This window comes from Candidatus Accumulibacter phosphatis, assembly GCF_000024165.1.
In the GTDB taxonomy this organism is placed as follows: Bacteria; Pseudomonadota; Gammaproteobacteria; order Burkholderiales; family Rhodocyclaceae; genus Accumulibacter; species Accumulibacter phosphatis.
The window spans coordinates 4311027-4327484 of sequence record NC_013194.1 but is presented as its reverse complement, the minus strand read 5'-3'; the positions used below and the strand labels follow the sequence as shown (position 1 = coordinate 4327484).

The window sequence follows — 16458 nt, the reverse complement described above, 5'->3', positions numbered from 1 at the left end:
CAGCCGCTGACACTGGCTATACTCCAAAAGTTTTTCTGGAATGCCGCCCGTCGCCACGGGGGGTGGCGAAAACGACCAAGAGGCCATATGGATTATCTTTTTTCAGCGGTGCTGGTAGTGCACATCCTGGCGGCGATGGGTGTGATAGGGCTCGTCCTGGTTCAGCACGGTAAGGGCGCCGACATGGGCGCGGCCTTTGGCAGCGGTGCCTCAGGGAGCTTGTTCGGGGCGACCGGGTCGGCAAATTTCCTTAGTCGCGCCACCGCCGTGCTTGCCACGGTGTTCTTCGTGACCAGCCTGTCACTGGCCTATATTGCTTCCAGCAAGCCAAAAACGACTGGCAGTGTGATGCAGGATGCGGTAAACTCGACGCCTGTTCCAGTACCGCCGGCGGGCAGCGTTGACAAGCCTGCGAGCCCCGCGGATCCTGATTCGAAAGCGAAAGATATTCCAAAGTAATTGGCTTTGACGGCCGCGGCGGGGAGTGCACTTTCCCTCGGTTGACTCGTCCGCTGGCTGTGGTAGTGCCGACGTGGTGAAATTGGTATACACGCTATCTTGAGGGGGTAGTGACTTCGGTCGTATGAGTTCGAGTCTCATCGTCGGCACCATGAGGAGCCAGCCGCAGCGGCTGGCTGCAGTCTGAAATGAAGTGCTTGTGGGGCGGATCATGCTGGAAAGCTATTTCCCGGTATTTGTCTTCATCCTGGTAGGCGTTGCGTTTGGTTTTGCGCCCGTTCTGACGGGTCTGATCGTGGCACCGCACCGGCCCGACAGCGAAAAGCTCTCTCCCTACGAGTGCGGTTTCGAAGCCTTCGAAGACGCGCGCATGAAGTTTGATGTGCGCTACTACCTGATCGCGATCATCTTCATCCTGTTCGATCTCGAAGTGGCCTTTCTCCTGCCCTGGGCGACGATCTTCAAGGAGATCGTGCACACCGATTCGGTCCGCTGGTTCGGTTTCATCGAGATGCTGGTTTTTATCGCCATTCTGGTCGTCGGCTACGTGTATGCCTGGGCCAAGGGCGCTCTGGATTGGGAGTGAGTAATGGGCATTGAAGGCATTCTTCAAGAAGGCTTCGTTACCACTACAGCCGACAAGCTGATCAACTACGTGCGTACCGGCTCCTTGTGGCCGATGAGTTTCGGACTGGCCTGCTGCGCAATCGAGATGATCCACGCCGGTTGCTCCCGCTACGACTTGGATCGCTTCGGCATCGTCTTCCGCCCAAGTCCGCGGCAGTCCGACGTGATGGTGGTTGCCGGAACCCTGACCAACAAGATGGCTCCCGCGATGCGCAAGGTCTACGATCAGATGGCGGAGCCGCGCTGGGTGATCTCGATGGGTTCCTGCGCCAACGGCGGTGGCTACTACCACTATTCCTACTCGGTCGTGCGTGGCTGTGACCGCATCGTCCCGGTCGACATCTACGTGCCGGGCTGTCCGCCGACCGCCGAGGCGCTGATCTATGGACTGATTCAGTTGCAGAACAAGATCCGTCGCACCAATACCATCGCCCGCTGAACCCAACCGACCGAGAGTGAGCCATGTCGTCCGCCACGCTGGAAGCGCTTAGCCATACCCTGCAAGAGCATCTCGGTGATCGCGTAAAGTCCCTCAAGGTAGCCCTCGGCGAAGTGACCGTCGAGGTGGATGCCGCCGACTACCTCGCCGTGATGCAAACGCTTCGCGACGAACCGGCATTGTCGTTCGAAGAGTTGATCGACCTTTGCGGTGTCGATTATTCGACCTACGCCAATGCGCCGCGCGCAGGCAGGCGATTTGCCGCGGTCAGTCACCTGATCTCCATCACCAGGAACTGGCGCCTGCGCGTTCGCTGCTTCGCGCCCGACGACGACTTCCCGTCGGTGCCGTCGGTGACCGGTGTCTGGAACGTTGCCGACTGGTTCGAGCGCGAAGCTTTCGACCTGTTCGGTATTGTCTTCCCGGGGCATCTCGACCTGCGTCGAATTCTCACCGACTACGGCTTCATCGGCCATCCTTTCCGTAAGGACTTCCCGATTTCGGGGTACGTCGAGATGCGCTATGACCCGGACCAACAACGGGTGATCTATCAACCGGTGACCATAGAGCCGCGCGAGGTAACGCCGCGGATCGTTCGCGAAGCGACCTACGGGAACGTCGAAAATGCCTGAGCTGCGTAACTTCACCCTGAATTTCGGGCCGCAACACCCGGCCGCGCACGGCGTCCTGCGGATGGTGCTCGAACTCGACGGCGAAGTGGTGATGCGTGCCGACCCGCACATTGGTCTGTTGCATCGGGCGACCGAGAAGCTCGCCGAAACCAAGACCTGGATTCAGTCGGTGCCTTACATGGACCGCCTCGACTACATGTCGATGATGTGCAACGAGCACGCCTATTGCATGGCGATCGAACGACTGTTGCAGATCGAGGTGCCGATCCGCGCTCAGTACATTCGGGTCATGTTCGACGAGATCACGCGCATTCTGAACCACCTCCTGTGGGTCGGCTGTCACGGCCTCGACGTCGGCGCGATGACCATGGTGCTGTACGCCTTTCGCGAGCGCGAGGATCTCGTCGATGCCTATGAGGCGGTTTCCGGTGCCAGGATGCACGCCGCCTATTACCGGCCGGGCGGTGTTTATCGCGATCTGCCCGATCGCATGGCGCAGTACAAGGAATCGAAGTGGAAGAGTGCGGCCCAGATCAAGCCTTTCAACGAGGCGCGCGGCGGTTCCCTGCTGGACTTCCTCGATGATTTCTCGAGCCGCTTTCCGAAGTTGCTCGACGAGTACGAAACGCTGCTGACCGACAACCGGATCTGGAAGCAGCGCCTGGTCGACGTCGGCATCGTCACGCCGGAGCGCGCACTGCAGCGCGGCTTTACGGGGCCGATGCTGCGCGGTTCGGGAATTGCCTGGGATCTGCGCAAGAAGCAGCCCTACGAAGTCTATGACCGCGTCGACTTCGACATACCGGTTGGCAAAACCGGCGACTCGTACGACCGCTACCTGGTCCGCATGGAGGAGATGCGTCAGTCGAATCGCATTCTCAAGCAATGCATCGACTGGTTGCGGCAAAACCCGGGTCCGGTGATGTCCGACAACCACAAGGTTGCGGCGCCGAGCCGCGAGGCCATGAAGTCGAACATGGAGGAACTGATCCACCACTTCAAGCTGTGTACCGAGGGCATGCATGTTCCGGAAGGGGAGGTCTATTCGGCGGTTGAGCACCCCAAGGGAGAGTTCGGCATCTACGTCATCTCCGACGGCGCGAACAAGCCGTACCGCTTGAAGATCCGCCCTCCGGGTTACGTGCACCTGTCGGCGATGAATGAGATGGTCTGTGGGCACATGCTGGCCGACGTGGTGACCATCATTGGTTCGCAGGACGTAGTTTTTGGCGAGATTGACCGCTGATGCTGACTTCAGAATCCCTCAAGAGAATTGACCGCGAGATTGCCAAGTACCCGGCTGACCAGAAACAGTCAGCGGTAATGGCGTCTCTCGCCATTGCCCAGGAAGAGCAGGGTTGGCTTTCCAGTGAAGCCATCGAGTTTGTTGCCGGGTATCTCGGCATGGCGCCGATCGCTGCCTACGAAGTGGCGAGCTTCTACAACATGTACGATCTAAAACCTGTTGGCAAGTACAAGGTATCGGTGTGCACCAACCTGCCGTGCATGCTTACCGGTGGCGTCGACGCCGGCGAGTACCTCAAGCAGAAGCTCGGAATCGATTACAACGAGACCACCCCGGACGGCCTGATCACCCTGAAAGAAGGCGAATGCATGGGGGCCTGCGGCGACGCGCCGGTGATGATCGTCAATAACCGTCGCATGTGTAGCTGGATGAATCCCGAGCAAATCGACAAACTGCTGGCGGAGCTCAAGTAATGGCGATCCTCGGTGCGATCAACCCGATGCTCAGCGTCGGTCTCGATGGTGACAATGCCTGGCGTCTGGCCGATTACGTCAAGCGCGGCGGCTACACCGCCCTGCGGCGCATTCTCGAAGAGAAACTGCCGCAGGAGTACGTCATCAACGAGGTCAAGAAATCCGTTCTGCGCGGTCGCGGTGGGGCGGGTTTCCCGACCGGCCTCAAGTGGAGTTTCATGCCGCGCTCGTTTCCCGGTGACAAGTACGTCGTGTGCAATTCGGATGAAGGCGAGCCTGGCACTTTCAAGGATCGCGACATCCTGCGCTACGACCCGCATTCGGTGATCGAGGGGATGGCCATCGCGGGTTTTGCGATGGGGGCAGGGCGCGGCTACAACTATATCCATGGCGAAGTGTGGGAGATCTACGAGCGCTTCGAAGAGGCGCTCGACGAAGCACGCGCAGCGGGCCTGCTCGGCAAGGACATCCTCGGTTCGGGCTTCAACTTCGATCTCTTCGCACATCACGGCTACGGCGCCTATATCTGCGGTGAGGAAACGGCCCTGCTCGAGTCGATCGAAGGCAAGAAAGGTCAGCCGCGCTTCAAGCCGCCGTTCCCCGCCTCCTTCGGGCTTTACGGCAAGCCGACAACCATCAACAACACCGAGACTTTTGCGTCGATCCCCTACATCATCAACCTGGGCGGCGAGCACTATCTGGAAGCCGGCAAGGCGAACAATGGTGGCACCAAGCTCTTCTCCGTGTCGGGTCACGTCAATCGGCCGGGAAACTACGAGATCCCGCTCGGCACGCCGTTCGCCACCCTGCTCGATATGGCGGGCGGCATGCGCGGCGGCCGGCAACTCAAGGGCTGCATTCCCGGTGGCTCGTCATCACCGGTGGTCCCGGCAGCGACGATGATGGACTGCACAATGGACTACGACTCGATCAGCAAGGCTGGTTCGATGTTGGGATCGGGTGCCGTCATCGTCATGGACGAGACGACCTGCATGGTGAAGGCGCTCGAGCGGCTTTCCTTCTTCTACTACGAAGAATCGTGCGGGCAATGCACGCCCTGTCGGGAAGGGACCAACTGGCTCTACAAGATCGTGCATCGTATCGAGCACGGCCAGGGGCGCGCCGACGACCTCGACCTGTTGGCGAGCGTCACGACCAACATCATGGGCCGCACCATTTGCGCGCTTGGCGACGCGGCATCGATGCCCGTCCAAAGCTTCATCAAGCACTACCGCGATGAGTTCGCCTACCACATCGAACACAAGAAGTGCCTCGTGCCCGTTGATGTCCAGCGTGCCGGCAGTGGCTTCTTCACGGCAACGGTTTAGGGTCCGACACGATGGAAATCGAAATAGACGGCAAGATGGCGCACGTGCCTGATGGCAGCACCATCATGGATGCTGCCCAGCAGGTTGGCGCCTATATCCCGCATTTCTGCTACCACAAGAAGCTCTCGATCGCTGCCAACTGCCGCATGTGTCTGGTACAGGTCGAGAAGGCGCCGAAGCCCCTGCCTGCCTGCGCGACGCCGGTGACCAACGGCATGAAGGTATTCACGCACTCCGAACTGGCTGTCAAGGCGCAGCAGGGCGTGATGGAGTTCCTGCTTATCAATCATCCCCTCGACTGTCCGATCTGCGATCAGGGTGGTGAGTGTCAGCTGCAGGACCTGGCGGTCGGCTACGGCGGTAGCGCGTCGCGTTTCCAGGAAGGCAAGCGCGTGGTCTTTCACAAGGACGTCGGCCCGCTCATCTCGATGCAGGAGATGGCGCGTTGCATCCACTGCACGCGTTGCGTCCGCTTCGGTCAGGAAATTGCCGGAGTAATGGAACTCGGCATGGCCAACCGCAACATGCATTCGGAGATCATGACTTTCGTCGGTCGATCGGTTGACTCCGAGCTTTCCGGCAACATGATCGACCTCTGTCCGGTTGGTGCCCTTACGTCCAAGCCGTTTCGCTATGCTGCGCGTAGCTGGGAACTGGGGCGGCGCAAGTCGATCAGTCCGCATGACAGCCTCGGTGCCAACCTGACGGTGCAGGTGAAAAACAACGTGGTCATGCGCGTTCTGCCACGTGAAAACGAAGACGTGAATGAGTGCTGGGTATCGGACAAGGACCGTTTTTCCTACGAAGCGCTGAGTTCACCGGCGCGGTTGACGAAGCCGATGGTGCGTATTGATGGCTCGCTGCGCGAAGTCGCGTGGAACGTCGCGCTCGACTACGTCACGCATGCGCTCAAGGATGTTGTCGGCACGAGCGGTGGCGAAGCGCTGGCCGCGCTCGCTTCACCACATGCCACGCTCGAAGAGCTCCATCTGCTGCAGAAACTGATCCGTTCACTCGGTTCCGGTAACGTCGATTTTCGCCCGCGGCGACGCGACTTCTCGACTGACGGCAGACTTGACGGCGTTCCGTGGCTTGGCCTCAAGTTGTCGGAAATCAAGGACCTCGATGCGGCGCTGGTGGTGGGCAGCTTCCTGCGCAAGGACCACCCCCTGTTTGCGCAGCGCCTGCGCCAGCTTGCCAAGAAATGGGGCAAGGTGAGCCTGCTGGCACTTGGTGCCGACGATCCACTGATCAACCTGCACGCCCGGATGAGCGTGTCGCCCGCCCGCTTGCCGCTCGCTCTGGCGGCTGTGGTCAAGGCCGCGGCCCAATTGAAGGGCGAGGCCGTTGCCGCTGAACTCGCCTCCGTCGAACCTTGCGCGACCAGCCAGGCGATCGCGAGAAGCCTGCTCGATGGCGAAAGGCGCGCGATATTCCTCGGCAACGCAGCCGAGCAGCATCCGCAGGCGGCGCAACTGCATGCCCTGGCGCTGGAGTTGGCGAGGCTGACGGGTGCCTCCTGCGGCTTCATCGGCGAGGCTGCCAACAGTGCCGGCGGTTACGTTGCGAAAGCCTTGCCCACCGCACTCAACGCTCATTCCATGTTCGCGCAGCCACGCCAGGCCTACCTCCTGCTCGGTGTGGAACCGGAACTCGATTGCCATGATCCGCAACTGGCCGTGTCCGCCCTCAAGGGTGCCAGGCTGGTGGTCGTGCTCACCCCGTTCAAGGACGGAGCGGCCGGCGACTACGCCGATGTTCTGCTGCCGACCGCACCATTCACCGAGACTTCCGGATCCTTTGTCAACAGCGAAGGCCGCTTGCAGAGTTTCACGGGTGTCGTCCGCCCTCTCGGCGACGCGCGTCCCGGCTGGAAGGTGCTGCGTGTGCTGGGCAACCTGCTTGACCTGCCAGGGTTCGACTACGACTCGAGCGAGCAGGTGCGCGACGAGGTGGCCCCGGGCGGTGAAGGTTTTGTCCAGGGTTTGAACAACGGCCTCCACAGTCTGGCGGTGTCGCTGCCGGCACCGACCGAGGCTCTGCAGCGTGTTGCCGATGTACCGATCTATGCCGCGGACCCGCTCGCTCGTCGCGCCGCCGCGTTGCAGAAGACCGCCGATGCCATGCCGCCGACGGCGCGCATGAACACGCAAACTCTGGCGGCAGTTGGCGTCGGCGACGGCGCCGCGGTGCGCGTTCGGCAGGGGAACGGTGAGGTTGTTCTCGAGGCCAGGCTCGACGACACGGTGCCGGAGGCCTGTGTTCGGGTCGCTGCCGCACATGTTTCGACCGCCGCGCTGGGCGAGATGTTCGGCGCGATCAATGTGGAGCGTGCATGATGGTGGATGCGCTGCAAGGACTGCTGCAAGGTCTTTTTGGGTCGCTGTTTCCGCTCGTCTGGACACTGCTCAAGATTGTTCTGATCATCGCCCCTCTGCTTCTCGCAGTCGCTTACCTGACTTTCTGGGAACGCAAGGTCATCGGCTGGATGCAGGTGCGCATCGGGCCGAATCGCGTCGGACCGTGGGGACTGATCCAGCCGATTGCCGACGGCGTCAAGCTGCTGCTGAAGGAAGTGGTGATACCTACCGGCGCCAACAAGGGCGTGTTCCTGATTGCACCGATGTTCGCTTTCGCGCCAGCTCTTGCCGCCTGGGCGGTTATTCCTTTCAACGACACGCTGGTGTTGGCGAATGTAAACGCCAGCCTGTTGTACATCATGTCGATCACTTCCATTGGCGTCTACGGGATCATTCTTTCGGGTTGGGCGTCGAACTCCAAGTACGCGTTTCTTGGGGGCATGCGTTCCGCGGCGCAGATGATCTCCTACGAAGTGGCCATGGGCCTTGCCCTGGTGGTGGTTCTGATGGTTTCGAACAGCCTGAACCTCGGCGATATCGTGAAAGCCCAGGGTGAGGGCTATTTCGCCGACAAGGGCTTCGGGTTCCTGTCCTGGAACTGGTTGCCGCTGTTGCCGATGTTCGTCGTTTATCTGGTGTCGATCGTTGCCGAGACCAACCGCGCGCCATTCGACATGGCCGAAGGCGAATCCGAGATCGTTGGCTTCCACGTCGAGTATTCGGGAATGGCGTTTGCCGTCTTCTTCCTTGCCGAATACGCCAACATGATCCTCGTATCGACACTGGCGTCGACCCTCTTCCTGGGCGGCTGGCTATCGCCAGTGGGCTTTCTGCCTGATGGCATCCTCTGGCTTTTCCTCAAGATCTCCGCTGTCCTGTTCTTCTTCCTCTGGATTCGCGCCACTTTTCCCCGTTATCGCTATGACCAGATCATGCGTCTGGGTTGGAAAGTGTTCATCCCCTTGTGTCTGATCTGGCTGGTCGTCGTCGGCTGCTGGATGATGTCGCCGCTGAACATCTGGAAGTGAGAGGCTAGTCATGGGTTCGATGAAGGAAGTTTTCAACAGCCTGCTGCTCCGGGAGCTTTTCAAGGGGATGTCGGTGACCGGGCGCTATATGTTTGCCCGCAAGATCACCGTCCAGTACCCGGAAGAGAAGACCCCGCAGAGCTTCCGTTTCCGCGGTTTGCACGCGCTGCGCCGCTATCCGAACGGCGAGGAACGCTGTATCGCCTGCAAGTTGTGTGAGGCCGTCTGTCCGGCGATGGCGATCACGATCGAATCGGATCAGCGCGACGATGGTTCGCGCCGCACGACGCGTTACGACATTGACTTGACCAAATGCATCTTTTGCGGTTTCTGCGAAGAAGCCTGCCCGGTCGATGCGATCGTCGAGACACGGATCTACGAGTACCACGGGGAAACGCGTGGCGACCTCTACTACACCAAACCGATGCTGCTGGCCAACGGTGATCGCTACGAAGCGCAGATCGCCGAAGACCGCGAGCTCGACGCGAAATACCGCTGACAGGCCGACACGATGGAATTCAAGACCTTCGTTTTCTATTTTCTCTCGGCGATCCTGGTTTTTGCCGGGCTGCGCGTGATTACTGCACGCAATCCGGTGCATGCGGCGCTCTTCCTCGTTTTGGCCTTCTTTACGGCGAGTGGCGTCTGGATTCTGTTGCAGGCCGAGTTTCTCGCCATGGCGCTCGTCCTGGTCTACGTCGGTGCCGTGATGGTGCTCTTCCTGTTCGTGGTCATGATGCTCGACATCAACCTCGATCGTCTGCGCGAGGGATTCTGGAGCTACCTGCCGCTGGGTTCGATCATTGCCCTGCTGATGGTCGCCGAGATGGGGCTGGTTCTCGGCGGCAATTACCTTGGCCTGTTCGAGAGCAGCGTCCGGCAGACGGGCGCCGACGAAAGCAACGTCCAGGCGGTCGGTCGCCTTATGTTTACCGAGTACGTCTATCCCTTCGAGTTGGCGTCGGTCATCCTCCTCGTCGGGATTGTCGCCGCCGTCGCCCTGACTCAGCGTGGCAAGCGAAAGAACAAGGCTGTCAATCCCTCCCAGCAGGTGTTCGTCAAGGCAGGGGAGCGCGTCCGCGTACTCCAGATGCCTGCCGAGAAGAGAGACTGACCGCGCTTGACGCGATATCTACACCGAGAATAAGACGGAGCGGCCGGGCAACCGGCCGCGCCATGCAGAAGGAATCAGGGAGGTACCTTGCTTACACTGTCCCATTTTTTGATCCTGGGCGCGATCCTTTTCGCGATCAGCGTCGTCGGTATCTTCCTCAACCGCAAGAATCTGATCATCATTCTGATGTCGATCGAGTTGATGCTGCTGGCGGTGAACATGAACTTCATCGCCTTTTCCCACTACTTGCAGGATCTTGCCGGGCAGGTTTTCGTTTTCTTCATCCTGACCGTCGCGGCTGCCGAATCGGCAATCGGGCTGGCGATTCTCGTGGTGCTGTTCCGCAACCTGAAGACCATCCATGTGGATGATCTGGACAGCCTGAAGGGTTGAACATGGAAATGCAAAAGCTCTACCTGCTGGTTCCTCTGGCGCCGCTCGTTGGCGCAATCATTGCCGGCCTGTTCTGCCGGGTAATTCCTCGCTGGGTGGCGCACACCGTAACCATCGCCGGTGTTGCCATCGCCTGTCTGGCCTCGTTGGTGATCTTCAAGGACGTGATGGCGGGCAACACCTACAATGGACCCGTCTACCAATGGCTGACTTCGGGCGAGTACCGCTTCGAAGTGGGTTTCCTGATCGATCAACTGACGGTGACCATGATGCTCGTCGTCACCTCGGTCTCCCTGATGGTACACATCTACACCATCGGCTACATGCAGGACGATCCCGGCTATAACCGCTTCTTCAGCTACATCTCGTTGTTCACTTTCTCGATGTTGATGCTCGTGATGAGCAACAATTTCATGCAATTGTTCTTTGGCTGGGAGGCCGTTGGCCTGGTTTCGTATCTCCTGATCGGCTTCTGGTACACGCGGCCGACGGCAATCTTTGCCAATCTCAAGGCCTTCCTGGTCAACCGCGTCGGTGACTTCGGTTTCATTCTCGGCATCGGTCTCGTTCTTGCCTACTTCGGAACGCTCGACTACGCCGCTGTTTTTGCCCTCGCACCGGCCGTGGCCGCCGATACCACCATTGCGCTGTTCGGTGAGAACCGCATTGCGCTGATGACCGCCATTTGCATCCTGCTGTTCATCGGTGCCATGGGCAAGTCGGCGCAGGTTCCACTGCATGTCTGGCTGCCCGATTCGATGGAAGGCCCGACGCCAATCTCGGCGCTGATCCACGCGGCGACGATGGTGACGGCCGGCATCTTCATGGTGGCGCGCATGTCTCCACTGTTCGAGCTGTCGGATACCGCGCTGTCCTTCGTCATCGTCATCGGCTCGATCACCGCGCTGTTCATGGGCTTCCTCGGCATCATCCAGAACGATATCAAGCGCGTGGTGGCCTATTCCACGCTCTCACAACTCGGTTACATGACGGTCGCGCTGGGCGTCTCCGCCTACTCTGTGGCGATTTTTCATCTGATGACGCACGCCTTCTTCAAGGCACTGCTGTTCCTCGGCGCGGGTTCGGTGATCATCGGCATGCACCACGATCAGGATATCCGCAACATGGGCGGTCTGCGCAAGTACATGCCGATCACCTGGATCACTTCCCTGATCGGCTCGCTGGCGCTGATCGGGACGCCGTTCTTCGCCGGCTTCTACTCAAAGGACTCGATCATCGAGGCGGTGGCGCTGTCGCACCTGCCGGGTGCCGGTTTCGCCTACTTTGCCGTAATGGCCGGCGTCTTCGTGACGGCCTTCTATTCATTCCGCATGTATTTCCTGGTCTTCCATGGCGAAGAGCGGTTTGGCAAGGCGGCATCGCATGGCCACGGCGCCGCCCATGGCGCGGCAGACAGCCATGCCAGCCATGATGATGACCATGCCAAGGCGGGCAGTGATCACGGCGCGCACGCCGACGACGAACCCGATGCGCACCACCATGGTCTCGCGCCGGGCCAAAAGCCGCACGAAACACCCTGGGTGGTGACTCTGCCGCTGATCATGCTGGCGATTCCATCCGTGATCATCGGCTACATCGGCATCGAGCCAATGCTCTTCGGCGACTTCTTCAAGGATGCAATCTTCGTCGACTCCGTCGCGCATCCGGTGATGAAGGAACTCGCCCACCATTTCCACGGGGCTTTCGCCATGGCGACACACGCCGTGACCACTGCGGTGTTCTGGCTGGCGTTCTTCGGTGTAGCTCTGTCGTGGTTCCTGTACATGAAGCGCCCGGACATCCCGGCAGCGATCAAGAGCCGTTTCGGGGGGGTGTACACCCTGCTCGACAACAAGTACTACTTCGACAAGTTCAACGACGTGGTTTTTGCCGGCGGTGCACGGCTGCTTGGCCGCGGTCTGTGGAAAGGCGGCGACGCCGGTCTGATCGATGGCATCATCGTCAACGGTTCCGTGCATCTGGTCGGCTGGTTCGCGGCCGTGGCTCGGCTCTTCCAGACCGGTCACATTTACCACTACGCTTTTACGATGATTATCGGCGTGTTTGTCTTGATGACCCTTTGGGTCACGCGCGCCTGAGCTAGAGAAAGACTGGGAACGATATGTCAGGCACGCCGCTTCTCTCTCTTGCCATCTGGATTCCGATTCTCGCCGGTCTGGTTGTCCTGGCGACCGGATCCGATCGCAATGCACCGCTGGCACGAATGCTGTCCCTACTCGGTGCTGTCGCCGGCCTGTTGGTGACGATTCCGCTCTATACCGGTTTTGACATGCTTACCCCGGCGATGCAGTTCGTCGAGCTGAAGACCTGGATTCCGCGTTTCAATGTCAACTACCATCTCGGTGTTGACGGTATCTCGATGCTGTTCGTGATCCTCAACAGCTTCATAACGGTAACGGTCATCCTCGCCGGCTGGCAAGTCATCGACAGCAAGGTGGCACAATACAACGCCGGTTTCCTGATCATGTCCGGTTTGTTGAACGGCATATTTTCAGCGCTCGACGGCCTGCTGTTTTACGTGTTCTTCGAGGCCTCGCTGATCCCCTTGTACCTGATCATCGGCATCTGGGGTGGCCCGCGACGCGTTTATGCGGCTTTCAAGTTCTTCCTGTTCACCCTGATGGGTTCGCTGCTTTTCCTGATCGCCCTGCTCTACATGTTCATCCAGTCGGGCGGCAGCTTCTCCATCCTCGACTGGCATCAGATGCCTCTCGGCAGGACGCCGCAGACCTGGCTGTTCCTCGCCTTCCTGATTGCTTTCGCTGTCAAGGTGCCGATGTGGCCGGTACATACCTGGTTGCCGGACGCGCACGTCGAGGCGCCGACCGGTGGTTCGATCGTCCTGGCGGCGATCGCGCTGAAACTCGGTGCCTACGGCTTTCTGCGCTTCTCGCTGCCGATTGCGCCGGATGCTTCGCATCAACTCTCTGGCCTGGTGATCGGGTTGTCGCTGATCGCCATCATTTATATCGGCTTCGTGGCGCTGGCACAGGAGGACATGAAGAAGCTGGTTGCCTACTCGTCGATTGCCCACATGGGCTTTGTTACCCTCGGCTTTTTCATGTTCAGCGCGCTGGGTGTCGAAGGCGCGCTGGTGCAGATGATTTCGCACGGCTTCGTTTCCGGTGCGATGTTCTTCTCGATTGGCGTGATGTACGACCGGGCGCATTCGCGACAGATCGCCGATTACGGTGGCGTTGTCAACAGGATGCCGAAGTTTGCGGCGTTCTTCATGCTGTTTGCGATGGCCAATGCCGGACTGCCCGCCACGTCCGGCTTCGTCGGCGAGTTCATGGTCATCCTGGCTGCCGTCGAATACAATTTCTGGGTGGCCTTCGCCGCCGCCTCGACGATGATCGTCGGTGCCGCCTATACCCTGTGGATGTACAAGCGTGTGGTGTTCGGAGCGGTGGCCAACCACCATGTCGCCGAACTCACCGACATCAATGGGCGGGAGTTCTTCATTCTCGCCCTGTTTGCCGTTGGCGCACTAGGCATGGGTCTCTATCCGCAGCCCTTTACCGAAGTCATGCACAGCTCGGTGAACGAGTTGCTGCGTCACGTCGCCCTCAGCAAGATCCAATAATTGGTAGCCGCTATGACTCTTGCCGACATGCAGTTCCAGACGCCTGATCTCCGCCTCGCGAGTGCGGAGATCTTCATGCTGGTGATGGCTTGCCTGATCCTGATCCTCGATCTCTTCGTCAAGGACAAGAAGCGGACCTTGACCTTCGTCGCGACGCAGTTGACCCTGGTCGGCGCCGCCGTGGTCACCTTTGCAACGACTTCCGGCGACATCGGCTATACCTTCAGCAACATGTACGTTGGCGACCTGCTGAGCGACTTGCTGAAGTTGCTGCTGTACCTGACGGTGATCGTGGTGTTGTTCTATTCGCGCGGCTACATCCTCGAACGCGAACAGATGGCCCGGGGCGAGTACTACACCCTGGCGCTTTTCGCCACGCTCGGGATGATGGTGATGATTTCGGCGAATCACTTCCTGACCGTCTACCTGGGTCTGGAACTGCTGTCACTGTCACTCTATGCCATGGTGGCGATGAATCGTGATTCGGTGCCGGCGACCGAAGCGGCGATGAAGTATTTCGTCCTTGGTGCGCTGGCCTCCGGCCTTCTCCTGTACGGCATGTCGATGATCTACGGCGCGACCGGTACGCTCGAGATCACGGGTGTCGCCGAGCGTCTGTATGCCGGTCAGGCAGACCGGACCATCCTTGTTTTCGGTTTGGTGTTCCTGGTGTCGGGTATCGCTTTCAAGCTGGGTGTGGTTCCATTTCATATGTGGATACCGGATGTCTATCATGGTGCACCGACCGCCGTCACCCTGTTCATTGCCACGGCACCCAAGCTGGCCGCTTTCGCAATCGTCGTCCGTATGCTGATCAACGGTCTGATCGTGCTCGCGCAGGATTGGCAGTCGATGCTGATCCTGCTTGCGGTGTTGTCGATGGCGATCGGCAACATCGCGGCGATCGCCCAGACCAACCTGAAGCGTATGCTCGCTTATTCGGCGATCTCGCACATGGGCTTCATGCTTCTCGGCCTGGTTACCGGAGTCGTCGGCGGGGATGCTCGTTTCGCGCTCAATTCCTACAGCTCGTCGATGTTCTATGTCATCACTTATGTCCTGACCAGCGCGGGCACCTTCGGGATGATCCTGCTGCTGGCGCGGGGTGGGCTGGAGTCAGATGAGCTTGATGACCTCAAGGGACTCAACAAGCGTAGCCCCTGGTTCGCCGCGATGATGATGATGATGATGTTCTCGATGGCCGGCGTACCGTTCTTCGTCGGCTTTTTTGCCAAGTTCTCGGTACTGCAGGCAGTTGTTGCAGCCGGTTATCTGTGGCTGGCCATCGTCGCCGTATTCTTCTCGTTGATCGGTTGTTTCTACTACCTGCGCGTGGTCAAGCTCATGTACTTCGATCAGCCGGCGTGCAGCACGCCGCTCGAAGCGCCATTGGACATGAAGATTCTGCTCTCGGCGAACGGCCTGGCCGTGGCGCTGCTTGGTATCTTCCCGCAGGCGCTGATGTCGCTGTGTGCTTTCGCACTGCTGCGTTCCCTCTGACCACCCCCCGATTGATCAGGACGCGCCCCGCCAGTCGGGGCGTTTCTTCTTTGGAGTTCCCGATGGACGACGCTAACGATCACCTTCGCGAGGAGTCGCTCGAGAGTACCCAGGTTTTTCGCGGCACGCTGCTTGACGTTCGCTGTGATCGGGTGCGCTTGCCGGATGGTGAGGAACGCCTGCGCGAATACGTGAAACATCAGGGAGCGGCTGTGGTCATCGCCGTGCTCGACGATGGCCATCTGCTCTTTGTGCGCCAGCATCGCTATCCCTTGCACCGTTCCTTCATCGAACTGCCCGCCGGCAAGATCGATCCGGGTGAGGAAATCCTCGACACCGCCGCCCGGGAACTGCGGGAAGAAACTGGACACCAAGCGGCTGAGTGGCGCCATCTCGGAACGATGCACCCCTGTGTCGGCTACTCGGACGAGCGGATCGAGATCTTCCTCGCTCGCGCCCTGCATCGGGAGTCCGCCCCGCATCCCGACCAGGGCGAGTTCCTCGACCTGTTGAGCCTCTCGTTGGATGAAGCGCTGGCGGCGGTCAGGAGCGGCGCCATAACGGACGCGAAGACCGTTACCGGCCTGTTCTGGGCCGAGAAGGTAGTCCGCACGGGCTGGTGATCAGCGGCTGGCAAGTCCGATCGCTGCCCGAAGCTCAGCGACCTCGAGTTCCAGACGGGCGACGCGTTCTTCGAGGCCGGTGTCTTCCTGAACGGTTTGGCGCCGCACTGCTTCGGTCGGCAGGGCGGCTGCGCCGCACAGCAGGTGCGCCCAGCGCTGCTCACGCGCCCCTGCCTGCCTTGGCAGTCGGGTCACCAGAGGGCCGCTGCTGCGGGTTGCCAGTTCCTCCAGATACGCCTCGACCGAGGACGCATCATCAAAGCGGTACAGTCGCTCGCTGTTGGCGCGTAGCTCGCTGATGGTCTGCGGGCCACGCAGTACCAGGACTGCCAGCAAGGCGACACTCGCTGCCGGCACCCCGTACACCCGGCCGAAGTTCTGCGCGTAACGCAGGACGCGCCCGGAAGCACCGTAGGTTTCGAGCACCAGAATGCGGCCGCGCAGATCCTCGAGCGCCGCTTGCACTTCGCTGTCAATAACGCTCGTCACAGGATTGTCAATTTGCGGCACATTAAGGCCAGCGAATCGCGGCGTAATGTGGCCAGCAGAAGTGGCTGTTTTAGCGGTTTCGGACGGGTCGGTTTTACGCCGTTTTCAGTCTTTTTGCAACGTGGCAAGTGGCGACCGGA

17 protein-coding genes and 1 tRNA gene are annotated in these 16458 nt (G+C 59.9%); 17 read left to right on the top strand and 1 reads right to left on the bottom strand.

Features of this window, described 5'->3' with window-relative positions:
* Positions 1 to 87: 87 nt before the first annotated feature.
* The 17 genes from secG (at position 88) to CAP2UW1_RS18695 (ending at position 15829) form a co-directional block, all read left to right on the top strand.
* On the top strand, positions 88 to 459 hold the full coding sequence (gene secG / locus CAP2UW1_RS18775) for a preprotein translocase subunit SecG (RefSeq protein WP_015768198.1): 372 nt from the start codon (positions 88 to 90) through the stop codon (positions 457 to 459).
* Positions 460 to 526: 67 nt separating this feature from the next.
* Positions 527 to 611: transfer RNA gene (locus CAP2UW1_RS18770), tRNA-Leu, on the top strand.
* Between the two features lie 59 nt (positions 612 to 670).
* On the top strand, positions 671 to 1045 hold the full coding sequence (locus tag CAP2UW1_RS18765; RefSeq protein WP_015768197.1) for an NADH-quinone oxidoreductase subunit A: 375 nt from the start codon (positions 671 to 673) through the stop codon (positions 1043 to 1045).
* A gap of 3 nt (positions 1046 to 1048) precedes the next feature.
* A complete protein-coding gene (locus CAP2UW1_RS18760) occupies positions 1049 to 1525 on the top strand; it encodes a NuoB/complex I 20 kDa subunit family protein (RefSeq protein WP_015768196.1) in 477 nt (158 codons plus the stop codon).
* Positions 1526 to 1548: 23 nt separating this feature from the next.
* The gene (locus CAP2UW1_RS18755; protein WP_015768195.1) at positions 1549 to 2157 is read left to right on the top strand and encodes an NADH-quinone oxidoreductase subunit C; all 609 of its coding nucleotides are present in this window, start codon (positions 1549 to 1551) and stop codon (positions 2155 to 2157) included.
* Complete coding sequence (locus tag CAP2UW1_RS18750) at positions 2150 to 3403, top strand: NADH-quinone oxidoreductase subunit D (RefSeq protein WP_015768194.1); 1254 nt, start codon at positions 2150 to 2152, stop codon at positions 3401 to 3403. The genes CAP2UW1_RS18755 and CAP2UW1_RS18750 overlap by 8 nt, the downstream gene beginning before the upstream one ends.
* Positions 3403 to 3876 carry an NADH-quinone oxidoreductase subunit NuoE gene (gene nuoE / locus CAP2UW1_RS18745; RefSeq protein ID WP_015768193.1) on the top strand — a complete coding sequence of 158 codons (474 nt, stop codon included), beginning with the start codon at positions 3403 to 3405 and terminating at the stop codon, positions 3874 to 3876. Before CAP2UW1_RS18750 ends, nuoE begins: the two co-directional genes overlap by 1 nt.
* 26 nt (positions 3877 to 3902) lie before the next feature.
* The gene (nuoF, locus tag CAP2UW1_RS18740) at positions 3903 to 5204 is read left to right on the top strand and encodes an NADH-quinone oxidoreductase subunit NuoF (protein ID WP_041568715.1); all 1302 of its coding nucleotides are present in this window, start codon (positions 3903 to 3905) and stop codon (positions 5202 to 5204) included.
* 11 nt (positions 5205 to 5215) lie between these two features.
* Positions 5216 to 7543 (top strand): NADH-quinone oxidoreductase subunit NuoG, encoded by a 2328-nt coding sequence (gene nuoG / locus CAP2UW1_RS18735; RefSeq protein WP_015768191.1) that lies wholly within the window; start codon positions 5216 to 5218, stop codon positions 7541 to 7543.
* Positions 7540 to 8592, top strand: coding sequence for an NADH-quinone oxidoreductase subunit NuoH (gene nuoH, locus CAP2UW1_RS18730; RefSeq protein WP_015768190.1), 1053 nt, complete (start codon positions 7540 to 7542; stop codon positions 8590 to 8592). Before nuoG ends, nuoH begins: the two co-directional genes overlap by 4 nt.
* Positions 8593 to 8602: 10 nt before the next feature.
* Positions 8603 to 9091, top strand: a complete 489-nt coding sequence (gene nuoI / locus CAP2UW1_RS18725; protein ID WP_015768189.1) for an NADH-quinone oxidoreductase subunit NuoI — start codon at positions 8603 to 8605, stop codon at positions 9089 to 9091.
* A 12-nt stretch (positions 9092 to 9103) separates the two neighbouring features.
* Positions 9104 to 9706 carry an NADH-quinone oxidoreductase subunit J gene (locus CAP2UW1_RS18720; RefSeq protein WP_015768188.1) on the top strand — a complete coding sequence of 201 codons (603 nt, stop codon included), beginning with the start codon at positions 9104 to 9106 and terminating at the stop codon, positions 9704 to 9706.
* 87 nt (positions 9707 to 9793) lie between these two features.
* Positions 9794 to 10099, top strand: a complete 306-nt coding sequence (gene nuoK, locus CAP2UW1_RS18715; RefSeq protein WP_015768187.1) for an NADH-quinone oxidoreductase subunit NuoK — start codon at positions 9794 to 9796, stop codon at positions 10097 to 10099.
* A gap of 2 nt (positions 10100 to 10101) precedes the next feature.
* Positions 10102 to 12198: an NADH-quinone oxidoreductase subunit L gene (gene nuoL / locus CAP2UW1_RS18710; RefSeq protein ID WP_015768186.1), complete on the top strand. Its 2097-nt coding sequence runs from the start codon at positions 10102 to 10104 to the stop codon at positions 12196 to 12198.
* A 23-nt stretch (positions 12199 to 12221) separates the two neighbouring features.
* Positions 12222 to 13706, top strand: coding sequence for an NADH-quinone oxidoreductase subunit M (locus CAP2UW1_RS18705; protein ID WP_015768185.1), 1485 nt, complete (start codon positions 12222 to 12224; stop codon positions 13704 to 13706).
* A 27-nt stretch (positions 13707 to 13733) separates the two neighbouring features.
* Positions 13734 to 15206 carry an NADH-quinone oxidoreductase subunit NuoN gene (gene nuoN / locus CAP2UW1_RS18700; protein WP_041568713.1) on the top strand — a complete coding sequence of 491 codons (1473 nt, stop codon included), beginning with the start codon at positions 13734 to 13736 and terminating at the stop codon, positions 15204 to 15206.
* A 62-nt stretch (positions 15207 to 15268) separates the two neighbouring features.
* Positions 15269 to 15829 carry an NUDIX domain-containing protein gene (locus CAP2UW1_RS18695; protein ID WP_015768183.1) on the top strand — a complete coding sequence of 187 codons (561 nt, stop codon included), beginning with the start codon at positions 15269 to 15271 and terminating at the stop codon, positions 15827 to 15829.
* On the opposite strand, the gene CAP2UW1_RS18690 is transcribed toward CAP2UW1_RS18695, so the two are convergent.
* Positions 15830 to 16318, bottom strand: a complete 489-nt coding sequence (locus tag CAP2UW1_RS18690; RefSeq protein ID WP_015768182.1) for a DUF480 domain-containing protein — start codon at positions 16316 to 16318, stop codon at positions 15830 to 15832.
* Between the last annotated feature and the right edge of the window lie 140 nt (positions 16319 to 16458).